Source organism: Variovorax sp. CCNWLW225 (assembly GCF_037204045.1).
In the GTDB taxonomy this organism is placed as follows: domain Bacteria; phylum Pseudomonadota; class Gammaproteobacteria; order Burkholderiales; family Burkholderiaceae_C; genus Variovorax.
In genome coordinates this window covers 157,615-176,222 of record NZ_JBBCBV010000002.1, presented here as the reverse complement: position 1 = coordinate 176,222, position 18,608 = coordinate 157,615, and the positions used below count along the sequence as shown (strand labels likewise).

Genomic DNA, 18,608 nt, shown 5'->3' with positions numbered 1-18,608 from the left:
TGCTTTTTCTTCTTTTTCTTCACACACCAAGGAACGCAACATGACGGCTGAATACAAAGTGCTCGGCGATGTCGCCGTGATCACACTGACCAACCCGCCGGTCAACGGTCTCGGTTTCTCGACCCGCATCGGCATCACCGATGGCCTGTCGAAAGCCAATGCCGACGACGCCGTCAAGGCCATCGTCATCACCGGCGCCGGCAAGGCGTTCTCGGGCGGCGCGGACATCAAGGAGTTCGGCACGCCCAAGGCGCTGCAAGAGCCCAACCTGCTGAGCGTGATCCTCTCGCTCGAGGCTTCGCCCAAGCCCATCGTCGCTGCCATTCATTCGGTGTGCATGGGCGGCGGCCTCGAGCTGGCCCTGGGTTGCCACTATCGCGTGGCGGCTCCCGGCACCAGCATTGCGCTGCCCGAAGTCAAGCTGGGCCTCATTCCGGGCGCCGGCGGCACGCAGCGCCTGCCGCGCGTGCTGGGTGTGGAAACCGCGCTCAACATGATCGTGAGCGGCGAGCCGGTCAAGAGCGAACTGCTCGCCAGCCTGCCGGGCCAGAAACTGTTCGACAAGCTCGCAGCTTCGCCCGAATCGGTGTTCGAAGAAGCCGTGGCCTTTGCCAAGAGCGTGGCCGGCAAGACCGGCGACGCATTGCCGCTGGTGCGCAACCTGCCGTGCAAGCATCCGCAAGGCGATGCGTACTTTCAGTTCGCCAAGAACATGGTCGGCGGCATGTCGAAGAACTACCCCGCGCCGCTGCAGTGCGTGGAGGCCGTGCAGGCCGCCACCAAGATGAAGTTCGACGCGGGCATGGCTGAAGAGCGCCGCATCTTCACGTCGCTGATGTTCACGCCCGAGTCGCTCGCGCTGCGTCACCTGTTCATGGCCGAGCGTGCAGCCTCCAAGATTCCCGATGTGGCCGACGACACGCCCAAGCGCGAGATCAAGTCGGTGGGCGTGATCGGCGCCGGCACCATGGGCGGCGGCATTTCGATGAACTTTTTGAACGCGGGCATCCCCGTCAAGATTCTCGAGATGAAGCAGGAAGCGCTCGACCGCGGCATTGCCACCATCAAAAAGAACTACGAATCGCAGATCAAGAAGGGCAAGCTCAAGCAGGACAAGTACGAGCAGCGCATGGCGCTCCTGAGCACCACGCTGAGCTACGACGACCTGAAGGACGCCGACCTGATCATCGAAGCCGTGTTCGAAGAACTCGGCGTGAAGGAGAAGGTGTTCAAGGAGCTCGACCGCGTCGCCAAGAAGGGCGCGATCCTGGCTTCGAACACCTCCACGCTCGACGTCGACAAGATCGCATCGTTCACCGAGCGTCCGCAGGACGTGGTCGGCATGCACTTCTTCAGCCCCGCCAACGTGATGAAGCTGCTCGAAGTGGTGCGCGGCAAGCAAACGGGCAAGGATGTTCTGGCCACCGTCATGGACATCGGCAAGAAGATCAAGAAGACGGCGGTGGTCTCGGGCGTGTGCGACGGCTTCATCGGCAACCGCATGATCGAGCAGTACTCGCGCCAGGCCGGCTTTCTGCTCGACGAAGGCGCCACGCCGCAGCAGGTCGACAAGGCCATCGAGAAGTTCGGCTTTGCCATGGGCCCGTTCCGCATGGGCGACCTGGCCGGCAACGACATCGGCTGGGCTATTCGCAAGCGCCGCGCCGTGGAGCATCCGAACATGAAGTACAGCCGCACGGCCGACAAGCTGTGCGAACTGGGCCGCTTCGGCCAGAAGACCGGGGCAGGGTGGTACGACTACCAGGCCGGCAAGCGCGATGCGATTCCTTCGGACCTGGTCAACAAGATGATCGAAGACCACCGCAAGGAACTGGGCATCACGCCGCGCAAGATTTCGGATGAAGAAATCGTGCAGCGCCTGGTGTATGCGCTGGTCAACGAAGGCGCGCACATCCTGGAAGACGGCATTGCCTCGAAGGCGGGCGACATCGACATGGTGTACCTCACCGGCTATGGCTTCCCAATCTGGCGCGGCGGCCCGATGCACTACGCGTCGCAGGTCGGCCTCTACAACGTGGCCGAAACCATGAAGCGCTTTGCCAAGAACCCGCGCGACGACGCCGAGTTCTGGCAGCCCGCGCCGCTGATCCAGAAGCTGGTGGCCGAAGGCAAGTCCTTCAGCTGACACGGGAAGCCTGGCCGCCCATGTTGAAACGCATCTTTGCCGGATTGCTGCTGGTGCTTGTGGTGCTGGTGGCAGCCGTGGCGGTCAAGACCTGGCGCACGCCTTCGCAGCAACTGGCGGTGGCGCCCGCTCCCAAGCTCGAGATGGACGTGCAGGCCGCCGCCAGGCGGCTGGCCGGCGCGATTCCGATCCGGACCATTTCCAGCCTTGACGATCCGGCCGCCAACCTGGCCGAGTTCGACAAGCTGCACGCCTACCTGGAGCAGCAGTTTCCCAAGGTCCACGCCACCCTGAAGAAGGAAGTGGTGGGCCAGAAGGCGCTGCTCTACACATGGGCCGGCACCGACGCGGCGGCCAAGCCCATCGCGCTGATGGCGCACCAGGACATGGTGCCGATCGCACCGGGCACCGACAAGGCATGGTCCGTGGACCCCTTCGCCGGCGAGATCAAGGACGGCTTCGTCTGGGGCCGTGGCACGCTCGACAACAAGAGCAACCTGTTCGCTCAGATGGAAGCCATCGAGCTGCTGATTGCTAGCGGCTTCAAGCCCAGGCAAACCGTCTACCTCGTGATGGGCGACGACGAAGAGGTGAGCGGCCTGCGCGGTGCGCGGCCGATTGCCGAACTGCTCAAGTCGCGCAATGTGCGCCTCGATTGGGTGCTCGACGAAGGCTTGCTCATCCTTGACGGCGTGCTGCCCGGCCTTTCGAAGCCGGCTGCGCTCATCGGCCTGGCCGAGAAGGGCTACGGCACCTTCTTTCTTTCGCTCGACACGGCCCCCGGCCATTCGTCGATGCCGCCGCAGCGCAGCGCCATCGGCAGCATGAGCGCAGCGCTCGCCCGGCTCGAAGCCAACCCGATGCCCGGCGCGATCCAGGGCGTGGCGGCGCAGATGTTCGGCGCGCTCGCGCCCGAGATGGGCGGCGTCAACCGCGTGATGCTTTCCAACCTGTGGCTCACAGAGCCGCTGGTGCGCAGCCAGCTCCAGAAGAGCCCGAGCAGCAACGCGATGCTGCGCACGACCACGGCGCTCACCATCGTGCGCGCAGGCAACAAGGACAACGTGCTGCCCGGCCGGGCCGAGGCGGCGGTCAACTTCCGCATCCTGCCGGGCGACACGATCGACAGCGTGGAAGCGCACTTGCGCAAGGCGCTCGGCAACGACGAGATCAAGATCAAGCGCTATCCGGGCAACTCCGAGCCTTCGCCCGTGTCGCCGACCGACAGCACCGGCTACCGCGCCATCCAGCAGGCGGTGCGACAGTCGTTCCCCGACGTGGTGGTGGCGCCCGGCCTCATGACGGCCGCCACCGATTCGCGCCACTTCAGCCTGGTGAGCGACGCCGTCTACCGCTTTTCGCCGTTCCGCATGAAGAGCGAAGACCTGGCGCGCTTCCACGGCAACAACGAACGCCTCGCCATCTCCAACTACGGCGAGATGATCGGCTTCTATCACCAGCTCCTGCGCAACACCAACGCTGCGCCGGCGCAATGACGACCACGACTTCTTTTCCCTTCCATCTTCAAAGGACCTCACCATGACCAGCGCCGTCATCGTTTCCACTGCCCGCACGCCGCTCGCCAAGAGCTGGAAGGGTGCCTTCAACATGACGCACGGCGCCACGCTCGGCGGCCATGCGGTGCAGCACGCCATCTCGCGCGCCGGCATCGAAGCCGCCGAAGTCGACGACGTGATCATGGGCTGCGCAACGCCCGAAGGCGCCACCGGCTCCAACATTGCGCGCCAGATCGCGCTGCGCGCCGGCTGCCCCGTGACCACCTCGGGCATGACCATCAACCGCTTCTGCTCGTCGGGCCTGCAGACCATTGCCACCGCCGCCCAGCGCATCATTGCGGGCGAGGGCGATGTGTATGTGGCCGGCGGCGTCGAGAGCATCTCGTGCGTGCAGAACGAAGCCAACAAGCACATGCTGGCCGACCCCTGGCTGGTAAAGCACAAGCCCGAGATCTACTGGAACATGCTGCAGACTGCCGAGCAGGTTGCCAAGCGCTACAACATCGGCCGCGACGCCATGGACGAATACGGCGCCGCCAGCCAGCAAAAGGCCACCGCCGCTCTGGAAGCCGGCCGCTTCAAGGACGAGATTGCTCCCATCACCGTGCTGGCCGGCGTGGCCGATCCCGTGATGGGCCTGCGCACCAAGGAAGTTACGGTCGAGAACGACGAAGGCATCCGCCCCGGCACCACCAAGGAAGGCATCAGCGGCATCCGCCCGGCACTGCCCGGCGGCCTCATTTCGGCCGGCAACGCCAGCCAGTTCTCCGACGGCGGCGGCGCCTGCGTGGTGGTCGACGAGAAGTACGCCCAGCAAAAGGGCCTGAAGCCGCTCGGCCGCTTCCTCGGCTTTGCCGTGGCCGGCTGCGAGCCCGACGAAATGGGCATCGGCCCCGTCTTCGCCATTCCGAAGGTGCTCAAGCGCCTGGGCCTCACGGTCAACGACATCGACCTGTGGGAGCTGAACGAAGCCTTCGCGGTGCAGGTGATCTACTGCCGCGACAAGCTCGGCATTCCGGGCGACCGCCTGAACGTGGACGGCGGCGCCATCGCCGTGGGCCACCCGTACGGCGTGAGCGGACAGCGCCTGACGGGCCACGCGCTCATCGAAGGCAAGCGCCGCGGCGCGAAGAAGGTGCTGGTGACGATGTGCATTGGCGGCGGCATGGGCGCCGCGGGCGTGTTTGAAGTTCTCTGACTCTCGCCCAACCGGCGGCGCATAGCGCGTCGCCGCCTTCGCCAACCCCGTTCAGGGGGCGACACCGGCGGCCCGGCTGAGCCGGTTCCGCGGTGTTCCTGGCACCGAACCCGCGCATCCATTCACACCGAGATCCGATCATGAGCCTGCGTCCCACCCTCGACTTCCTGCTCTACGACTGGCTCGACGCGGAATCGCTGAGCCAGCGCGAGCGCTTTTCAGACCATGCGCGCGAAACCTTCGACGCGGTGCTCGACACCTGCGAACGCATCGCACGCGAAAAGTACGCGCCGGCCAATCGCATCGTCGATACGCAGGAGCCGCACTTCGACGGCGAGAAGGTCGTCTTGCCGCAGGCCACGCACGATGCGCACAAGGCTTTTGTCGAATCCGGGATGATGAGCGCGGCGCAGGACTACGACATCGGCGGCATGCAGCTGCCCTACACGCTGCACGCCGCGGCCAACAGTTTTTTCGCAATGGCATCGGTGAGCATCGGCTCCAACATGCTCACGAGCGGCAACGCCAACCTGCTGATGGTGCATGGCACCGAGATGCAGAAAGAGGTGTTCGCCAAGAACGAATTTTCGGGCCGCTGGGCGGGCACCATGTGCCTGTCGGAGCCGCAGGCGGGCTCTTCGCTGAGCGACGTGGCCACGCGCGCTGTGCCTGACGGCGACGACTACCAGAACGATCCGCTGGGGCCACGCTTTCGGCTCACGGGCAACAAGATGTGGATCTCCGCCGGCGACCACGAGCTGACCGAGAACATCGTGCACATCGTGCTTGCCAAGATTCCGGATGCCAACGGCAAGCTGGTGCCGGGCACGCGCGGCATCTCGCTGTTCATCGTGCCCAAGCGCATGGTGAACACGAATGGCGAGCTGACCGGCGAGCGCAACGACGTGGCTCTCGCAGGCCTCAACCACAAGCTGGGCTGGCGCGGCACCACCAACACGCTGCTGAACTTCGGCGAGGGCAAGTACCCCGTCGGCGGCAAGGCGGGTGCGGTGGGTTACCTGGTCGGCGAGCCCGGCAAGGGCCTGCACTGCATGTTCCACATGATGAACGAGGCGCGCATCGGTGTCGGCACTGCGGCCACCATGCTCGGCATGGCCGGTTACTACGCCTCGCTCGAATATGCGAAGACCCGGCCGCAGGGCCGGCTCGTGAAAAAAGCCGAACAGCCCGGCACCGCAGTCGCAAAAGATTCGGCCAGCCCGCAGGTGCGCATCATCGAGCACGCCGACGTGCGCCGCATGCTGCTCGCGCAGAAGGCATACTGCGAAGGCGCCCTGGCGCTGGAGCTGTACTGCGCCCGCCTGGTCGACGAGCAGAAAACAGGCAACGCGCAGGCCGCGGACGACGCGCGGCTGTTGCTCGAGGTGCTCACGCCCATTGCCAAGAGCTGGCCCAGCGAATGGTGCCTCGAAGCCAACTCGCTGGCCATTCAGGTGCACGGCGGCTACGGATACACGCGCGACTTTCCGGTGGAGCAATACTGGCGCGACAACCGTCTGAACATGATCCACGAGGGCACGCACGGCATCCAGGCGGCCGACCTGCTGGGCCGCAAGGTGCTGATGGAAAAAGGCCGTGGCCTGCAGCTGCTGGCCGGCCGCATCACCGACACCATCGGCCGCGCGGCCGAGGTGCCGGCGCTCGCGGCGCATGCCAAGACCCTGAAGGTGGCCTTGCAGCGCATCGGCAGCGCGACCGAGGCTGCCTGGTCCACCGGCGACCCGGCCGATGCGCTGGCCAATGCGGTGCCATACATGCAGGCGTTCGGCCACACCGTGCTGGCCTGGATCTGGCTGGACGTGGCTCGGCGGGCACTCGAAATCGACGCGCAAAAGGCGAGGGCAGTAACAGCTGGCAAGATTGGAGCCACGGACTATTTCTTCCACTACGAGCTGCCGAAAATCGGCGCCTGGCTCAACGTGGTCGAAAGCCGCGATCCCACCTGTACAGCATTGCCAGAGGAAGCTTTTTGATAATGGCCAACGCCGCCCCAAACAACAACACCCCCAACCCCGCCAAGCCACCCAAGCCGCACGCGCGGCTGGAAAAGTGGATATGGATCCTGATCTACGGCGGCCTGTTTCTCGTGATCCTGGGCATTGCCACCGGCCGCACCGAGCCGGCACTCGGCTGGTCGATGGCCGTGCCCGGCGCGGTGGTCGCGCTTGTGGGCGTCGTGCTCATCTATGTGCGCTCGCGCCTGGGCGACAAGTAGCACGCATCTCTTCTGAACATCCTGAATATCGGAGACACCCAATGACCCCTCGCACCACCAAGCAGCTGTTCGACCTTACCGGCAAGACCGCCCTCATTACCGGCGGCTCGCGCGGCCTTGGCCTGCAAATGGCGCATGCGCTGGGCGAGGCGGGCGCGAAGATCATGCTCAGCTCCCGCAAGGCCGAAGACCTGGAGCAGGCCGCGGCCGAGCTGCAATCCGCCGGCATCGATGCGCGCTGGATTGCCGCCGATTGTTCCAAGGAAGAAGACACGCGCCGCCTGGCCGACGAAACGCTGCAGCGCATGGGCGCCATCGACATCCTCGTGAACAACGCGGGTGCCAGCTGGGGCGCGCCGGCCGAGAGCCATCCGGTCGAGGCTTGGGACAAGGTGATGAACCTCAACGTGCGCGGCTATTTCATCCTGTCGCAGCATGTCGCCAACGGCTACATGATCCCCAAGAAAACGGGCCGCATCATCAACATTGCATCCATCGCCGGCCTGAACGGCAACCCGCCCGAAATGCAGACGCTGGCCTACAACACCTCGAAGACGGCGGTGATCGGCTTCACGCGCACGCTGGCCGCCGAATGGGGCAAGTACAACATCAACGTGAACGCGATATGCCCGGGCTTCTTCATGACGAAGATGGCGGCCGGCCTGATCAAGTCGCTGGGCGAGGAAAAAATGGCCTCGCATGCGCCGCTCGGCCGCCTGGGCGACGAAGAAGACCTGAAGGGCCTGACGCTGCTGTACGCAAGCGATGCCGGCAAGCACATCACCGGCCAGTGGCTCGCGGTGGACGGCGGTGTGAGCGTGGTGCTGGGTGCGTAAGCTTGGTACGCAATGACTGAAGATTCCACCGACATCAACATCCGCTCGTACACGAGCCAGATTCCGTTCGCGCGCCACCTGGGCTTCGAGCTCACCAAGTTCGAGGGCGGCGAATCCGAGATCGTCTACACCGCCAAGCCCGAGCACCTGAACACCTTCGACGTGACCCACGGCGGCGCCTGCATGACGCTGCTCGACATCACCATGGCGGCTGCAGCGCGCAGCGTGGCGCCCGAAACCGGCGTGGTCACCATCGAGATGAAGACCAGCTTCATGCAGCCTTCGGTCGGCCCGCTGCACGCGCGAGGCACGCTCATTCATCGCACCGCGACGCTGGCCTTTACAGAAGCCAAGATCTACGACGAGCAGGAGCGCGTGTGCGCCCATGCCACCGGCACCTTCAAGTACGTGAAGCGACGCCTGCCCACAGGGCCCGCCAGCGCGAACGCGATGCGCCCGCCTTCGACCGACTGACCGACCACCGAAACGAATCTCCAGGAGCCATACATGCCCACCAACAAGCAGATCCACCTCGACAACCGCCCCGATGGCGAAGCCGTTGCCAGCAACTTCAAGCTCGTGACCGCCGAAACGCCTGCGCTGGCCGAGAGCCAGGTGCTGGTGCGCCACCACTACATGAGCCTGGACCCGTACATGCGCGGCCGCATGAACGACTCCAAGAGCTATGCGCAGCCGCAGCCGCTCGGCCAGGTGATGCAGGGCGGCACCGCCGGTGAAGTGGTGGAAAGCAGGCACCCCAAGTTCGCCCCCGGCGACAAGGTGGTGGGCTTCGGCGGCTGGCAGGAATACAGCGTGGTCGATGCATCGCAGCCCGGCGCGCTGAAGAAGGTCGACACCACGCACGTGCCGCTGTCGCACTACCTCGGCGCGGTCGGCATGCCGGGCGTCACGGCCTGGTATGGGCTGGTGAAGATCATTGCGCCCAAGGCCGGCGAGACGATGGTCGTTACCGCCGCCAGCGGCGCAGTCGGCAGCGCATTCGGCGCACTGGCCAAGGCGCGCGGCTGCCGGGTGGTCGGCATTGCGGGCGGCCCCGACAAGTGCAAGTACGTGACCGAAGAGCTCGGCTTCGACGCCTGCATCGACTACCGCCAGCACCCCGATGTGAAGAGCATGAGCGCCGCGCTCAAGGAAGCCTGCCCGAACGGCATCGACGGCTACTTCGAGAACGTGGGCGGCTATATCTTCGACGCCGTGCTGCTGCGCGCGAATGCCTTCTCTCGCGTTGCGCTGTGCGGAATGATCGCGGGCTACGACGGCCAGCCGCTGCCGCTTGCCAACCCGGCGCTCATTCTCATCAACCGCATGAAGATCGAAGGCTTCATCGTGAGCGAGCACATGGAAGTGTGGCCGGAGGCGTTGACCGAGCTCGGCACGCTGGTGGCCACCGGCAAGCTCAAGCCACGCGAGTCGGTGGCGCAGGGCATCGAATCCGCCCCTGAGGCCTTCCTGGGTTTGCTCAAGGGCAAGAATTTCGGCAAGCAACTGGTCAAGTTGATCTAGGCTGCCGGGGCCACGCCAGCGGCCCGGCAAACCCGGTGCCGCGGTTTTTCTGGAACTGACTTCTCGGAGGTTCTGTATGAAGAATGCTGGAACGCACGAGGTGTTCAACCAGCCCGCGCCGCTGGTGGACTGCAACCTCTTCGAAACCAACAGGCCCCTGCGCGATGCGTTGCAGTTCAACGCGCCTGCGCTCCAGCTGGCGCAGCTGCATGAACTGGGCGCCGCCGTCGGCTCGGCCGACATGCAGACGCATGCCCGTCTTGCCAACACCCATACGCCCGAGCTGCACACGCACGACCGCTTCGGCCGGCGCATCGACGAGGTGGAGTTTCACCCCAGCTACCACGCGCTGATGAAGGCTGCCGTCGGCGCGGGCCTGCACGGCACGCCGTGGACCGGCACTTCCGCCTCGCCGCACGTGCAGCGGGCGGCGGGCTTCATGCTCTTCACCGAGCTGGAATCGTCGGTTCTTTGCCCCATTTCGATGACCTACGCCGCAACGCCCGCACTGCGCAGCAATGCGGAGGTGTATGCCGACTGGGGGCCCAAGCTCGGCAGCCTTTGGTACGACCCCGCGCTCAAGTCGTTCAAGGACAAGCCCGGCGTGACCATGGGCATGGGCATGACCGAGAAGCAGGGCGGCTCCGACGTGCGGGCCAACACCACAAGTGCCGTGCGCGAGGGCAATGATGCCTGGGGCGAGCGCTATGCGATCACCGGCCACAAATGGTTCTTCTCGGCACCGATGTGCGATGCCTTCCTGGTGCTGGCGCAGGCGCCTGCCGGGCTGAGCTGCTTTTTCCTGCCCCGCGTGTTGCCGGAGTGGATGGGGGATGGCGCCCGCAACGCCATCCACATCCAGCGCCTGAAGGACAAACTCGGCAACAAGGCCAATGCGAGCTCGGAGGTCGAGTTCCGTGGCGCCAGTGCATGGCTGGTAGGCGAAGAAGGCCGTGGCATTCCGCAGATTCTCGAGATGGGCACGATGACGCGGCTCGACTGCGCACTGGGCACCAGCGGCCTCATGCGCCAGGCGCTGAGCCTGGCCATCAACCACACCGTGCAGCGCAACGCCTTCGGCAAGCCGCTTGTCGAGCAGCCGCTCATGAAGAACGTGCTGGCGGATCTGGCGCTCGAAAGCGAAGCCTCTACGGCGCTTGCCATCCGCCTTGCCCGCGCGTTCGACCGGCAGGACGACGAACACGAACGCCTGATGGCGCGGCTGCTCACACCGGTCGCCAAGTTCTGGATCTGCAAGCGCGGCAGCCACTTTGCGCAAGAGACCATGGAATGCCTGGGCGGCAACGGCTATGTGGAGGAGGGCGGCGAAGGCACCATGGCCCGCATCTACCGAGAGATGCCGCTCAACTCGATCTGGGAAGGCGCGGGCAACATCATGGCGCTCGACATGCTGCGCGGCCTGCGCAAGGGCGATGCGGTAGCGGCCCTCGCCCAAGAGCTGGCGCCGGCACGCGGCCAGCACGCCTCGCTCGACCGGCTGGCCGACGCGCTGCCTGAACGCATCGAGGCGATGGCCTCCGAAACCGAGGCGCGCCGTCTGGCACAGGACGTGGCCCTGGCGGTGCAAGCTGCGTTGTTTGCGCAGACCGCGCCGCCCGCGGTTGTAGGCGCGTTTTGCGCATCGCGCCTGGGCGGCGATTGGGGCAACGCATTCGGCACGCTGGGCGCGGGCACCGATTTCGATTCGATCATCGAGCGCGCCAGCCCTCGTTGATCGCAGCTTCCGCAAACAATTCAAAGAAAGAACACAAGGACGCCGATGGCCGAACTCATCCTGCACCACTACAACACTTCGCCGTTTTCCGAGAAGGTGCGGCTCATCCTCGGCGCCAAGAAGCTGCCGTGGAAGTCCGTCCTCATTCCGGCCATCATGCCCAAGCCCGAGGTGGGAATACTCACCGGCGGTTATCGCAAGACGCCGTTCCTGCAGATCGGCGCCGACATCTACTGCGACAGCGCACTCATCGCCGATGTGCTGGAACATCTCCAGCCCGAGGCGACGCTCTACCCGGAGCCCGAAAAGGGCATGTCGCGCATCCTCTCGCAGTGGGCCGACACCACGCTGTTCTGGGCCGCAATGGCCTGGAACCTGCAGCCACGCGGCGTGGCCGAGGTGTTTGCCAAGGCGCCGCCCGAAGCCGCCAAGGCCTTCGGCGAAGACCGCGCGAAGATGAGCACGGGCAACATGACGCGGCTGCGCCCGGCCGACGCGACGAGTGCGTACAAGTCTTACCTGCGCCGCCTGTCCGACATGCTCGACGACAAGCCCTACCTGCTGGGCGAAGCGCCGTGCATTGCCGACTTTTCGGCGTACCACCCGCTCTGGTACACGCGCCGCATCGACTCGGTGCGGGGCATTCTCGACCTCACGCCCGCGGTGGTCGACTGGATGGACCGCATGGCCGCCATCGGACACGGCGTGCCCGAAAAATCGAACCCCGACGAAGCCATTGCCATTGCCAAGGCCGCAACGCCGCACACGCTGCTGACCGACAGCACCTTCCAGGACGACCACGGCATTCCGCTGGGAAGCGCAGTCACGGTCCGCGCCGAGAGCTTCGGCCTCGAGGAAACACCCGGCAAGCTGGTGGCCGCCACGCGCACGCACTACACGCTGGAGCGCAGCCACGAGCGCGTAGGCACGGTGCACGTGCATTTTCCGCGCATCGGCTACGTGCTGAAGCAAGCCGAAGCCTGAAAGCTTCTCGCGCGGGGCACCTTCGTGACTGCGCCGCGGCGCTTTTCGTATTTCAATTGCCGCACCAACGTCAGTCAGAGACAAACTTTCAACGCAAGAAGGACAGCGGCAAATGATTCAGGACTTCAAGGGCAAGACGGCCGTACTCACCGGCGCGGGTTCGGGCTTCGGGCTGGAGTGCGCACGCATAGGGGCCGCGCGCGGCATGAACCTGGTGCTGGTCGATGTGCAGCAAGATGCGCTCGACAAGGCCCAGGCCGAGATGGAAGCCGCTGGCGCGCAGGTGCTCGCCCGCAAGGTCGACGTGTCTGATGCTGCGCAGATGGAGGCGCTCGCCCTTGCGGTGAAAGAGCGCTTCGGTGCGCCGCACTTCGTGTTCAACAACGCGGGCGTGGGCGCGGGCGGCCTGGTGTGGGAAAACACCGTGGCCGACTGGGAGTGGGTGCTGGGCGTCGACCTGTGGGGCGTGATTCACGGCGTGCGCCTGTTCACGCCGATGATGCTCGAAGCCGCCGCCAAGGACCCGGGCTACCGCGGCCACATCACCAATACGGCCAGCATGGCGGGCCTGCTCACGCCGCCCAACATGGGCATCTACAACGCGGCCAAGGCAGCGGTGGTGAGCCTGACCGAAACGCTCTACCAAGACCTGAACCTGGTCACCGACCAGATCGGCGCGAGCCTGCTGTGCCCCTACTTCGTGCCCACCGGCATCACGAGCAGCGAGCGCAATCGGCCGAATGCGCCGAAGGAGACGGAGCTCACCAAGAGCCAGCTGATCGGCCAGGCCATGAGCCACAAGGCGGTGAGCAGCGGCAAGATCACGGCGGCCGAGGTGGCGGCGAAGGTGTTCGAGGCCATCAGCGACAACCAGTTCTACGTGTTCAGCCATCCGAAGGCGCTGGGCAATGTGCGCAGCCGCATGGAGAACATCGTCGCCGTCAAGAATCCGGCGGATCCGTTTCTTGAGCGGCCCGAGATCGGGCAGAAGCTGCGGGAGCAGTTGCGGGCGGCTTGATCGTTTGCGGCTACAACCGGGGCATGAATCCTTCCACTTCTCCCTCGATCCTTCAACTCCAGGACCTGGGCTTCGCATATCCGGACCAGCCCGCGCTGGCGTCCGGTTGGTCCGTGGCCATTGGGGAGGGCGTCACGCTGCTGTATGGCGACACCGGCACCGGAAAGTCCACCTTGCTTCGCGTGATGGCCGGCGCGCTGGCTGCGACCGGGCGGCTGACGGCAGTGGGCGCGCGGCTCGACCTCGCACCCCATGCCTATCGCCAGAACGTCTTCTTCTGCGACCCAACGACGGAAGCCTTCGACCAGGTCACCGCCCACGCATGCACGGCAACGCTCAGCGAAGGTGATGCGGATTTCGATGAGGCTTCATGGCAAGCCCTCGTCGAAGGCTTTGCACTGACCCCGCATCTCGAGAAACCGATGTACATGCTCTCGACCGGCTCGAAGCGCAAGGTGTGGCTGGCGGCAGCACTGGCATCGGGACGTCCGCTGGTGCTGCTCGACGAGCCTACGGGTGCACTCGATGCCCGATCGATTCATCACCTGTGGAATGCGCTGGCCCGGCGCGCCGCGCAGCCCGGCCGAGCCGTGGTCATTGCGAGCAGCGAGCGCGTCACCGCGGTGCCGCTTGCAGGCTGCATCGAGCTGCCGCTGCGCTGAAAGCTTTCAGGCCGCCGGCGCTGAAGGAAGCTGCTTCTCCAGCAGCCGCAAGCCGAATGCCATGGCCAGGAAGATCACGGCAACCACCGCCGAGTTGAGCACCGCGCGCCCGAACCCCAGCGCACCGACATCCATGAACGGATACGGGTACCAGCTGACGAACGCACCGCGCGCGAAGGTGTAGACGATCCATGCCAGCGGCAGCAGTACCGAAAGACCGATGGTGCCGCCGTCGATGCGCGGCCGCGGGCCGACGAGCAACCAGCCGAGCACCGCGACGACCGGTGTCACGGTGTGCAGCAGAAAGTTGGCCAGCTGCCCGGACGGCGTCAACTCGCGCAGCCCGGTGAGCACGGTGTGGAAGACGATGCCCGTCACGGCAATGCTCAAGACGGCGGTCAGCCGCAGCGGACGGAACAGTCGGCCATCGTGCGCGGGACGAAAAGCGAGCAGGGCGCTCGTGCCGCCGATGAGGATGTTCGCGTCGATGGTGAAGTAGCTGAAGAGCCGCACAAAGCGCTCGAGATGCGTCGGAGCGGCTCCCGCGCCACCGGTGATTGCTGCGGCAAGTTCGAGGCCGATGCCCGCTAGCGCGGCGAGTGCGACAACGCCGTGAAGAAGGCGTGCCAATGCGACGTTCATGCTCTTCATATTGGGTGCCTTTCAGGTATGTGAGGCTGCATCAAGCAGCGGTCGCGGGCTGCGATGCGATCCAGTCCCAGACGCCGCGAATCGCCGGTTCATTTTCGCGTCCCTGCGCCGTGGTGAGAAAGTAGCTTCCGGTGTCCAGCGCCGGCCCGAAGGGCTGCACCAGCGCGCCGCTGCGCAGCTCTTCAGCCGCTAGCGTGAGGCTGAGCAGCGCCACACCATGGCCTGCGAGTGCGGCGAGGATGGCGTGGGTTTCGTCCGAGAACGAAAGGCCCGCAGCCTTCATCGATCGGCCGCGGGGCGGTGCTATGCCGGCTTCGCGGAACCATCGCGACCAGGTTGCGGGCGCGGTGGCGCCGGGCTGCCAATCGGCGTGAATCAGCTGGTGCTTCGGCAAATCGCTCGCTCGCTTCAGGCCCAGCATCGGGCTGCACAGCGGGGCGTATTGCTCGGCCATCAATTCGCTTGCCGTGAGGCCGGGCCAGTTGCCGCCGCCTGAGCGCACGGCGATGTCGGCATCGCCGCGCGCGAGGTCGACCAGGGTGTCGCTGGCATGCAGCCGCAGCTCGATACCGGGGCATGCCTTGCCAAAGCCGGCCATGCGCGGCAGCACCCAGCGGGCGGCGAACGCGGTGTTGGTGGTGAGCGTGACGGCCTGCATTGCCGCAGGCTGGCGCAGCCTTTCGATTCCGGCTTCAAGCGCGTCGAAGCCCGTGCGCAAGTCGTCGAAAAGCCGCTGGCCCGCGGGTGTCAATGCCAGTTGCCGCGTGAGCCGGCGAAACAACGGCCGGCCGAGCGTGTCTTCGAGCGCGCGCACCTGGTGGCTGATGGCCGATGGCGTCACGGAAAGTTCGTGCGCCGCGCGCTGAAAGCTCAAATGCGCGGCCGCCGCTTCGAATGCGCGCAGCGAGAGCAGCGGCGGCAGGCTGCGCGGCCGGCGAACAGGTGAGATTATTTCATTCATCGATGGAGAAATGATCGTTTGTAGGAGTCTGGTGTCGTCTCTAGATTAGAGGCTTGTGCAGTCATTTTGAACGCACCGAACAGAACAGATCAACTCACTCATTGACGATCATGAACCTTCTCCATATCGACACCAGTGCCCGTCCCGGGCTTTCCGGCATCGACCCTCACGGCTCGCACACGCGCCGGCTCTCGGCGCGCTTCGTCGAGCGTTGGCGCAAGGCCCGCCCGAGCGACCGCATCGACTACCTCGACGTGGGCCAGCATCCGCCGGCGCACGTCAATGGCCGTTGGATCCACGCGGCCTTCACTCCGCCCGCCGAGCGCGAGCCGTGGATGGCCGAGGTGTTGGCCGAGAGCGACCGGCTCGTCGACCAGCTGATTGCAGCCGACGTGATCGTGGTGGGCTTGCCGATGTACAACTTCAGCGTGCCCGCGCAGTTCAAGGCCTACATCGACAACATCGTGCGCGTGGGCCGCACCTTTGGTTTTGACCGTGCACGCGGCGCCGTGCCGTACTGGCCGATGCTCGCGGATGCGGGCAAGCGCATGGTGCTGCTCGGTGCGCGCGGCGATCACGGCTATGGCCCGGGCGGACGCATCGCGCACCTGAACCATACCGAGAGCTCGGTGCGTTCCGTGTTCGGCTACATCGGCATTACCGATGTCTACGAGGCGGCGGTGGAGTCCGACGAGTTCGGCGGCGAGGAGCTCGCGCAATCGCTTCGCAAGGCCGAGCAGGAAGTCGACCGGCTGGTGGACCAACTTGGCGGAGCTCTGGCGAACGAGCGCTCTGCCGACGCCGCGCTGGTCTAGGCGTTCATCTACCTCGGCCGGCTCATACCGCCACAGGGCTGCGCTCTGCAAACTGCCCGTTCCAGTACGGGTAGTAAGGGTAGGGCGGCGTCACGGCGCTGGCCGCATCGAGCCGCTTGATCTGCTCCGCGCTGAGCTGCCAGCCAAGTGCGCCAAGGTTCTGCTTGAACTGCTCTGCGTTGCGAGCACCGATCAGCACGCTCGAAACGGTGGGCCGCTGCAGCAGCCAGTTGAGCGCAATCTGCGGCACGGTCTTGCCGGTTTCCTCGGCCACTTGATCCATGGCATCGACCACGCGGTACAGGCGCTCGTCGTCCACGGGCGGTGCGAAGCCGGCGGTTTCGTGCAGGCGGCTGCCGGCAGGCAGCGGCTGGCCGCGGCGCACCTTGCCCGTGAGGCGGCCCCAGCCCAGCGGGCTCCAGACGATGGCGCCCAGGCCTTGGTCCATGCCGAGCGGCATCAGTTCGAATTCGTAGTCGCGGCCGATCAGGGAGTAGTAGGTCTGGTTCGCCACGAAGCGCTGCAGCCCGAGCCGGTCGGAAGCGGCAAGCGACTTCATCAGCTGCCAGCCCGAGAAGTTCGATGCGCCGATGAGCCGCACCTTGCCCGCGCGCACCAGGTCGTCGAGCGTGTCGAGCACCATTTCAACCGGCGTCATCGCATCGAAAGCGTGCAGCTGCAGGATGTCGATGTAGTCGGTGTCCAGGCGCTTGAGCGCGGCCTCCGTTGCGGCGATCAGGTGGTGGCGCGAGGCGCCGACGTCGTTCGGCCCGTCGCCTACGCGCAGCGAGAGCTTGGTCGAGATGATCGCCTTGTCGCGCCGGCCCTTGAGCGCGGCACCGAGTATCGATTCGGACGCGCCGTTCGAATACACGTCGGCCGTGTCGAACAGCGTCACGCCCGCATCGAGCGCCAGGTCGACGATGCCGCGCGCGCCTTCCACGTCGGTGTTGCCCCAGGCGCTGAAAAGCGGGCCTTGTCCGCCGAAGGTGCCGGCGCCGAAGCCGAGTGCCGGGACCTTGAAGCCGGAGCGGCCGAGAAAGCGTTGTTCCATGATGGTGTCCTTGTTATGGTCGTTGAGTGGTTCAGGCTTGCGCTGAAGAGGCGCAGTCGGCCGGAGCGCCGTTGTCGTTTTCGCGCCGTTCGAGCGAACGGCTCCAGAGCGCAATCGCCAGCCCTACCAGCGTGAGCAGCGCCGCCACCCAGCCGAGCGCGCGCAAGCCCGGGCCATGGTCGATGACCACGCCACCCATCCATGCGCCGAGCGCATTGCCCAGGTTGAAGGCCGCGATGTTCAGGCTCGACGCGAGGTTCTGGCCCGCGCCCGAGGCCTTCTCGAGCACGCGCAGCTGCATCGGCGCCACCGTTGCGAAAGAAGCGATGCCGAGCAGGCCGACGAACACCACGGCGGTGAACGGCGTTCCGATGGTGAACTGCATCGCGCCGAGCACGGCGGCCAGTGCCACCAGCGTGCCGATCACGGCGGGCATCGTTGCGCGGTCGGCCAGCTTGCCGCCCAGAATGTTGCCAACGGCAAGGCCACCGCCGAACACCAGCAATATCGGCGACACCGCCGATTCGGGCAGGCCGGTGACTTGGGTCAGCAAGGGCTGGATGTAGGTGAACACCACGAACACGCCCGCGAAGCCGAGCACCGTCATCGCAAGGCCCAACAGAACCTGCGGCCGCGCGAGAACCGCGAGTTCCTCGCGCAGCGGCGCCGGCCTGGCTTCGCCCTTGACGCGGGGCACAAAGATCGCGAGCACCGCAAATGCCAGCACGCCGATCAGCGTCACGGCCCAGAAGGTGGCGCGCCAGCCGTACTGCAGGCCGAGCCAGGCACCCGCCGGCACGCCGAGCAGCGTGGCGGCCGTAAGGCCGGTGAACATGATGGCAATGGCCGAGGCACGGCGCTCCGGCGCCACAAGGCCCGTGGCCACGACCGAGCCCACGCCGAAGAAGGTGCCATGCGCGAGCGAGGTGACGACGCGCGCGGCCATCAGCAGCTCGTAGTTGGGCGCGAGCGCGCAGGCCAGGTTGCCGAGCGTGAAGATCGCCATCAGCGCCAGCAGCACCGTTTTGCGCGGCAGCTTCCGGGTGGCAATGGTGAGCATGGGCGCGCCGACCGCAACGCCGAGCGCATAGCCCGAGATCAGCAAGCCGGCGGCGGTGATGGAGACATGAAGATCCGCCGAGACCTGCATGAGCAGGCCCATGATGACGAATTCGGTAGTGCCTATTCCGAAGGCACCGGCGGTAAGGGCGAGTAGAGCAATTGGCATGATGGCTCTACTGTGCGGGTTATCCCCATGGATGACTAGAATG

Annotated in this window: 17 protein-coding genes; 13 read left to right on the top strand and 4 right to left on the bottom strand. The window is 65.7% G+C overall.

Annotated features, from left to right (window positions below):
• Positions 1-40 precede the first annotated feature (40 nt).
• From V9L20_RS05450 to V9L20_RS05395, 12 genes are all read left to right on the top strand, one after another.
• Positions 41-2,146, top strand: a complete 2,106-nt coding sequence (locus V9L20_RS05450; RefSeq protein WP_337295811.1) for a 3-hydroxyacyl-CoA dehydrogenase NAD-binding domain-containing protein — start codon at positions 41-43, stop codon at positions 2,144-2,146.
• 20 nt (positions 2,147-2,166) lie between these two features.
• Complete coding sequence (locus tag V9L20_RS05445) at positions 2,167-3,642, top strand: M20 family peptidase (protein ID WP_337295810.1); 1,476 nt, start codon at positions 2,167-2,169, stop codon at positions 3,640-3,642.
• A gap of 43 nt (positions 3,643-3,685) precedes the next feature.
• Positions 3,686-4,861 carry an acetyl-CoA C-acyltransferase gene (locus V9L20_RS05440; protein WP_337295809.1) on the top strand — a complete coding sequence of 392 codons (1,176 nt, stop codon included), beginning with the start codon at positions 3,686-3,688 and terminating at the stop codon, positions 4,859-4,861.
• A gap of 140 nt (positions 4,862-5,001) precedes the next feature.
• Positions 5,002-6,855, top strand: coding sequence for an acyl-CoA dehydrogenase (locus V9L20_RS05435; protein ID WP_337295808.1), 1,854 nt, complete (start codon positions 5,002-5,004; stop codon positions 6,853-6,855).
• A 2-nt stretch (positions 6,856-6,857) separates the two neighbouring features.
• Positions 6,858-7,097, top strand: coding sequence for a hypothetical protein (locus V9L20_RS05430; RefSeq protein WP_258506106.1), 240 nt, complete (start codon positions 6,858-6,860; stop codon positions 7,095-7,097).
• 41 nt (positions 7,098-7,138) lie between these two features.
• On the top strand, positions 7,139-7,933 hold the full coding sequence (locus tag V9L20_RS05425) for an SDR family oxidoreductase (protein ID WP_309957095.1): 795 nt from the start codon (positions 7,139-7,141) through the stop codon (positions 7,931-7,933).
• Positions 7,934-7,945: 12 nt separating this feature from the next.
• Complete coding sequence (locus tag V9L20_RS05420; protein ID WP_258506108.1) at positions 7,946-8,407, top strand: PaaI family thioesterase; 462 nt, start codon at positions 7,946-7,948, stop codon at positions 8,405-8,407.
• A 33-nt stretch (positions 8,408-8,440) separates the two neighbouring features.
• Positions 8,441-9,457: an NADP-dependent oxidoreductase gene (locus V9L20_RS05415; RefSeq protein WP_337295807.1), complete on the top strand. Its 1,017-nt coding sequence runs from the start codon at positions 8,441-8,443 to the stop codon at positions 9,455-9,457.
• Positions 9,458-9,533: 76 nt separating this feature from the next.
• Entirely contained in the window at positions 9,534-11,192 is a 1,659-nt protein-coding gene (locus V9L20_RS05410) for an isovaleryl-CoA dehydrogenase (RefSeq protein ID WP_337295806.1), read from the top strand.
• 45 nt (positions 11,193-11,237) lie between these two features.
• Positions 11,238-12,176: a glutathione S-transferase family protein gene (locus V9L20_RS05405; RefSeq protein ID WP_337295805.1), complete on the top strand. Its 939-nt coding sequence runs from the start codon at positions 11,238-11,240 to the stop codon at positions 12,174-12,176.
• A gap of 112 nt (positions 12,177-12,288) precedes the next feature.
• Entirely contained in the window at positions 12,289-13,194 is a 906-nt protein-coding gene (locus V9L20_RS05400; RefSeq protein ID WP_337295804.1) for an SDR family oxidoreductase, read from the top strand.
• Positions 13,195-13,217: 23 nt separating this feature from the next.
• Positions 13,218-13,856, top strand: coding sequence for an ABC transporter ATP-binding protein (locus V9L20_RS05395; RefSeq protein WP_337295803.1), 639 nt, complete (start codon positions 13,218-13,220; stop codon positions 13,854-13,856).
• Positions 13,857-13,862: 6 nt separating this feature from the next.
• Here the strand turns inward: V9L20_RS05395 and V9L20_RS05390 are convergent, their stop codons facing one another.
• Together V9L20_RS05390 and V9L20_RS05385 are read right to left on the bottom strand one after the other, a co-directional pair.
• A complete protein-coding gene (locus V9L20_RS05390; RefSeq protein ID WP_258506113.1) occupies positions 13,863-14,498 on the bottom strand; it encodes a Pr6Pr family membrane protein in 636 nt (211 codons plus the stop codon).
• Positions 14,499-14,538: 40 nt separating this feature from the next.
• Positions 14,539-15,468: a LysR substrate-binding domain-containing protein gene (locus V9L20_RS05385; protein ID WP_337295802.1), complete on the bottom strand. Its 930-nt coding sequence runs from the start codon at positions 15,466-15,468 to the stop codon at positions 14,539-14,541.
• 110 nt (positions 15,469-15,578) lie between these two features.
• On the opposite strand from V9L20_RS05385, the gene V9L20_RS05380 reads away from it, so the two are divergent.
• Complete coding sequence (locus tag V9L20_RS05380; protein ID WP_337295801.1) at positions 15,579-16,283, top strand: FMN-dependent NADH-azoreductase; 705 nt, start codon at positions 15,579-15,581, stop codon at positions 16,281-16,283.
• 22 nt (positions 16,284-16,305) lie between these two features.
• Here the strand turns inward: V9L20_RS05380 and V9L20_RS05375 are convergent, their stop codons facing one another.
• Positions 16,306-17,337: an aldo/keto reductase gene (locus tag V9L20_RS05375; protein ID WP_337295800.1), complete on the bottom strand. Its 1,032-nt coding sequence runs from the start codon at positions 17,335-17,337 to the stop codon at positions 16,306-16,308.
• Between the two features lie 31 nt (positions 17,338-17,368).
• On the bottom strand, positions 17,369-18,565 hold the full coding sequence (locus V9L20_RS05370) for an MFS transporter (protein ID WP_337295799.1): 1,197 nt from the start codon (positions 18,563-18,565) through the stop codon (positions 17,369-17,371).
• Positions 18,566-18,608 lie beyond the last annotated feature (43 nt).

What these genes read in the sequence shown, in the direction of transcription:
- V9L20_RS05450 (WP_337295811.1), top strand. Translation starts at nt 41, where the DNA reads ATGACGGCTGAATACAAAGTGCTCGGCGATGTCGCCGTGATCACACTG.
- V9L20_RS05445 (WP_337295810.1), top strand. Translation starts at nt 2,167, where the DNA reads ATGTTGAAACGCATCTTTGCCGGATTGCTGCTGGTGCTTGTGGTGCTG.
- V9L20_RS05440 (WP_337295809.1), top strand. Translation starts at nt 3,686, where the DNA reads ATGACCAGCGCCGTCATCGTTTCCACTGCCCGCACGCCGCTCGCCAAG.
- V9L20_RS05435 (WP_337295808.1), top strand. Translation starts at nt 5,002, where the DNA reads ATGAGCCTGCGTCCCACCCTCGACTTCCTGCTCTACGACTGGCTCGAC.
- V9L20_RS05430 (WP_258506106.1), top strand. Translation starts at nt 6,858, where the DNA reads ATGGCCAACGCCGCCCCAAACAACAACACCCCCAACCCCGCCAAGCCA.
- V9L20_RS05425 (WP_309957095.1), top strand. Translation starts at nt 7,139, where the DNA reads ATGACCCCTCGCACCACCAAGCAGCTGTTCGACCTTACCGGCAAGACC.
- V9L20_RS05420 (WP_258506108.1), top strand. Translation starts at nt 7,946, where the DNA reads ATGACTGAAGATTCCACCGACATCAACATCCGCTCGTACACGAGCCAG.
- V9L20_RS05415 (WP_337295807.1), top strand. Translation starts at nt 8,441, where the DNA reads ATGCCCACCAACAAGCAGATCCACCTCGACAACCGCCCCGATGGCGAA.
- V9L20_RS05410 (WP_337295806.1), top strand. Translation starts at nt 9,534, where the DNA reads ATGAAGAATGCTGGAACGCACGAGGTGTTCAACCAGCCCGCGCCGCTG.
- V9L20_RS05405 (WP_337295805.1), top strand. Translation starts at nt 11,238, where the DNA reads ATGGCCGAACTCATCCTGCACCACTACAACACTTCGCCGTTTTCCGAG.
- V9L20_RS05400 (WP_337295804.1), top strand. Translation starts at nt 12,289, where the DNA reads ATGATTCAGGACTTCAAGGGCAAGACGGCCGTACTCACCGGCGCGGGT.
- V9L20_RS05395 (WP_337295803.1), top strand. Translation starts at nt 13,218, where the DNA reads ATGAATCCTTCCACTTCTCCCTCGATCCTTCAACTCCAGGACCTGGGC.
- V9L20_RS05390 (WP_258506113.1), bottom strand. Translation starts at nt 14,498, where the DNA reads ATGAACGTCGCATTGGCACGCCTTCTTCACGGCGTTGTCGCACTCGCC.
- V9L20_RS05385 (WP_337295802.1), bottom strand. Translation starts at nt 15,468, where the DNA reads ATGAATGAAATAATCTCACCTGTTCGCCGGCCGCGCAGCCTGCCGCCG.
- V9L20_RS05380 (WP_337295801.1), top strand. Translation starts at nt 15,579, where the DNA reads ATGAACCTTCTCCATATCGACACCAGTGCCCGTCCCGGGCTTTCCGGC.
- V9L20_RS05375 (WP_337295800.1), bottom strand. Translation starts at nt 17,337, where the DNA reads ATGGAACAACGCTTTCTCGGCCGCTCCGGCTTCAAGGTCCCGGCACTC.
- V9L20_RS05370 (WP_337295799.1), bottom strand. Translation starts at nt 18,565, where the DNA reads ATGCCAATTGCTCTACTCGCCCTTACCGCCGGTGCCTTCGGAATAGGC.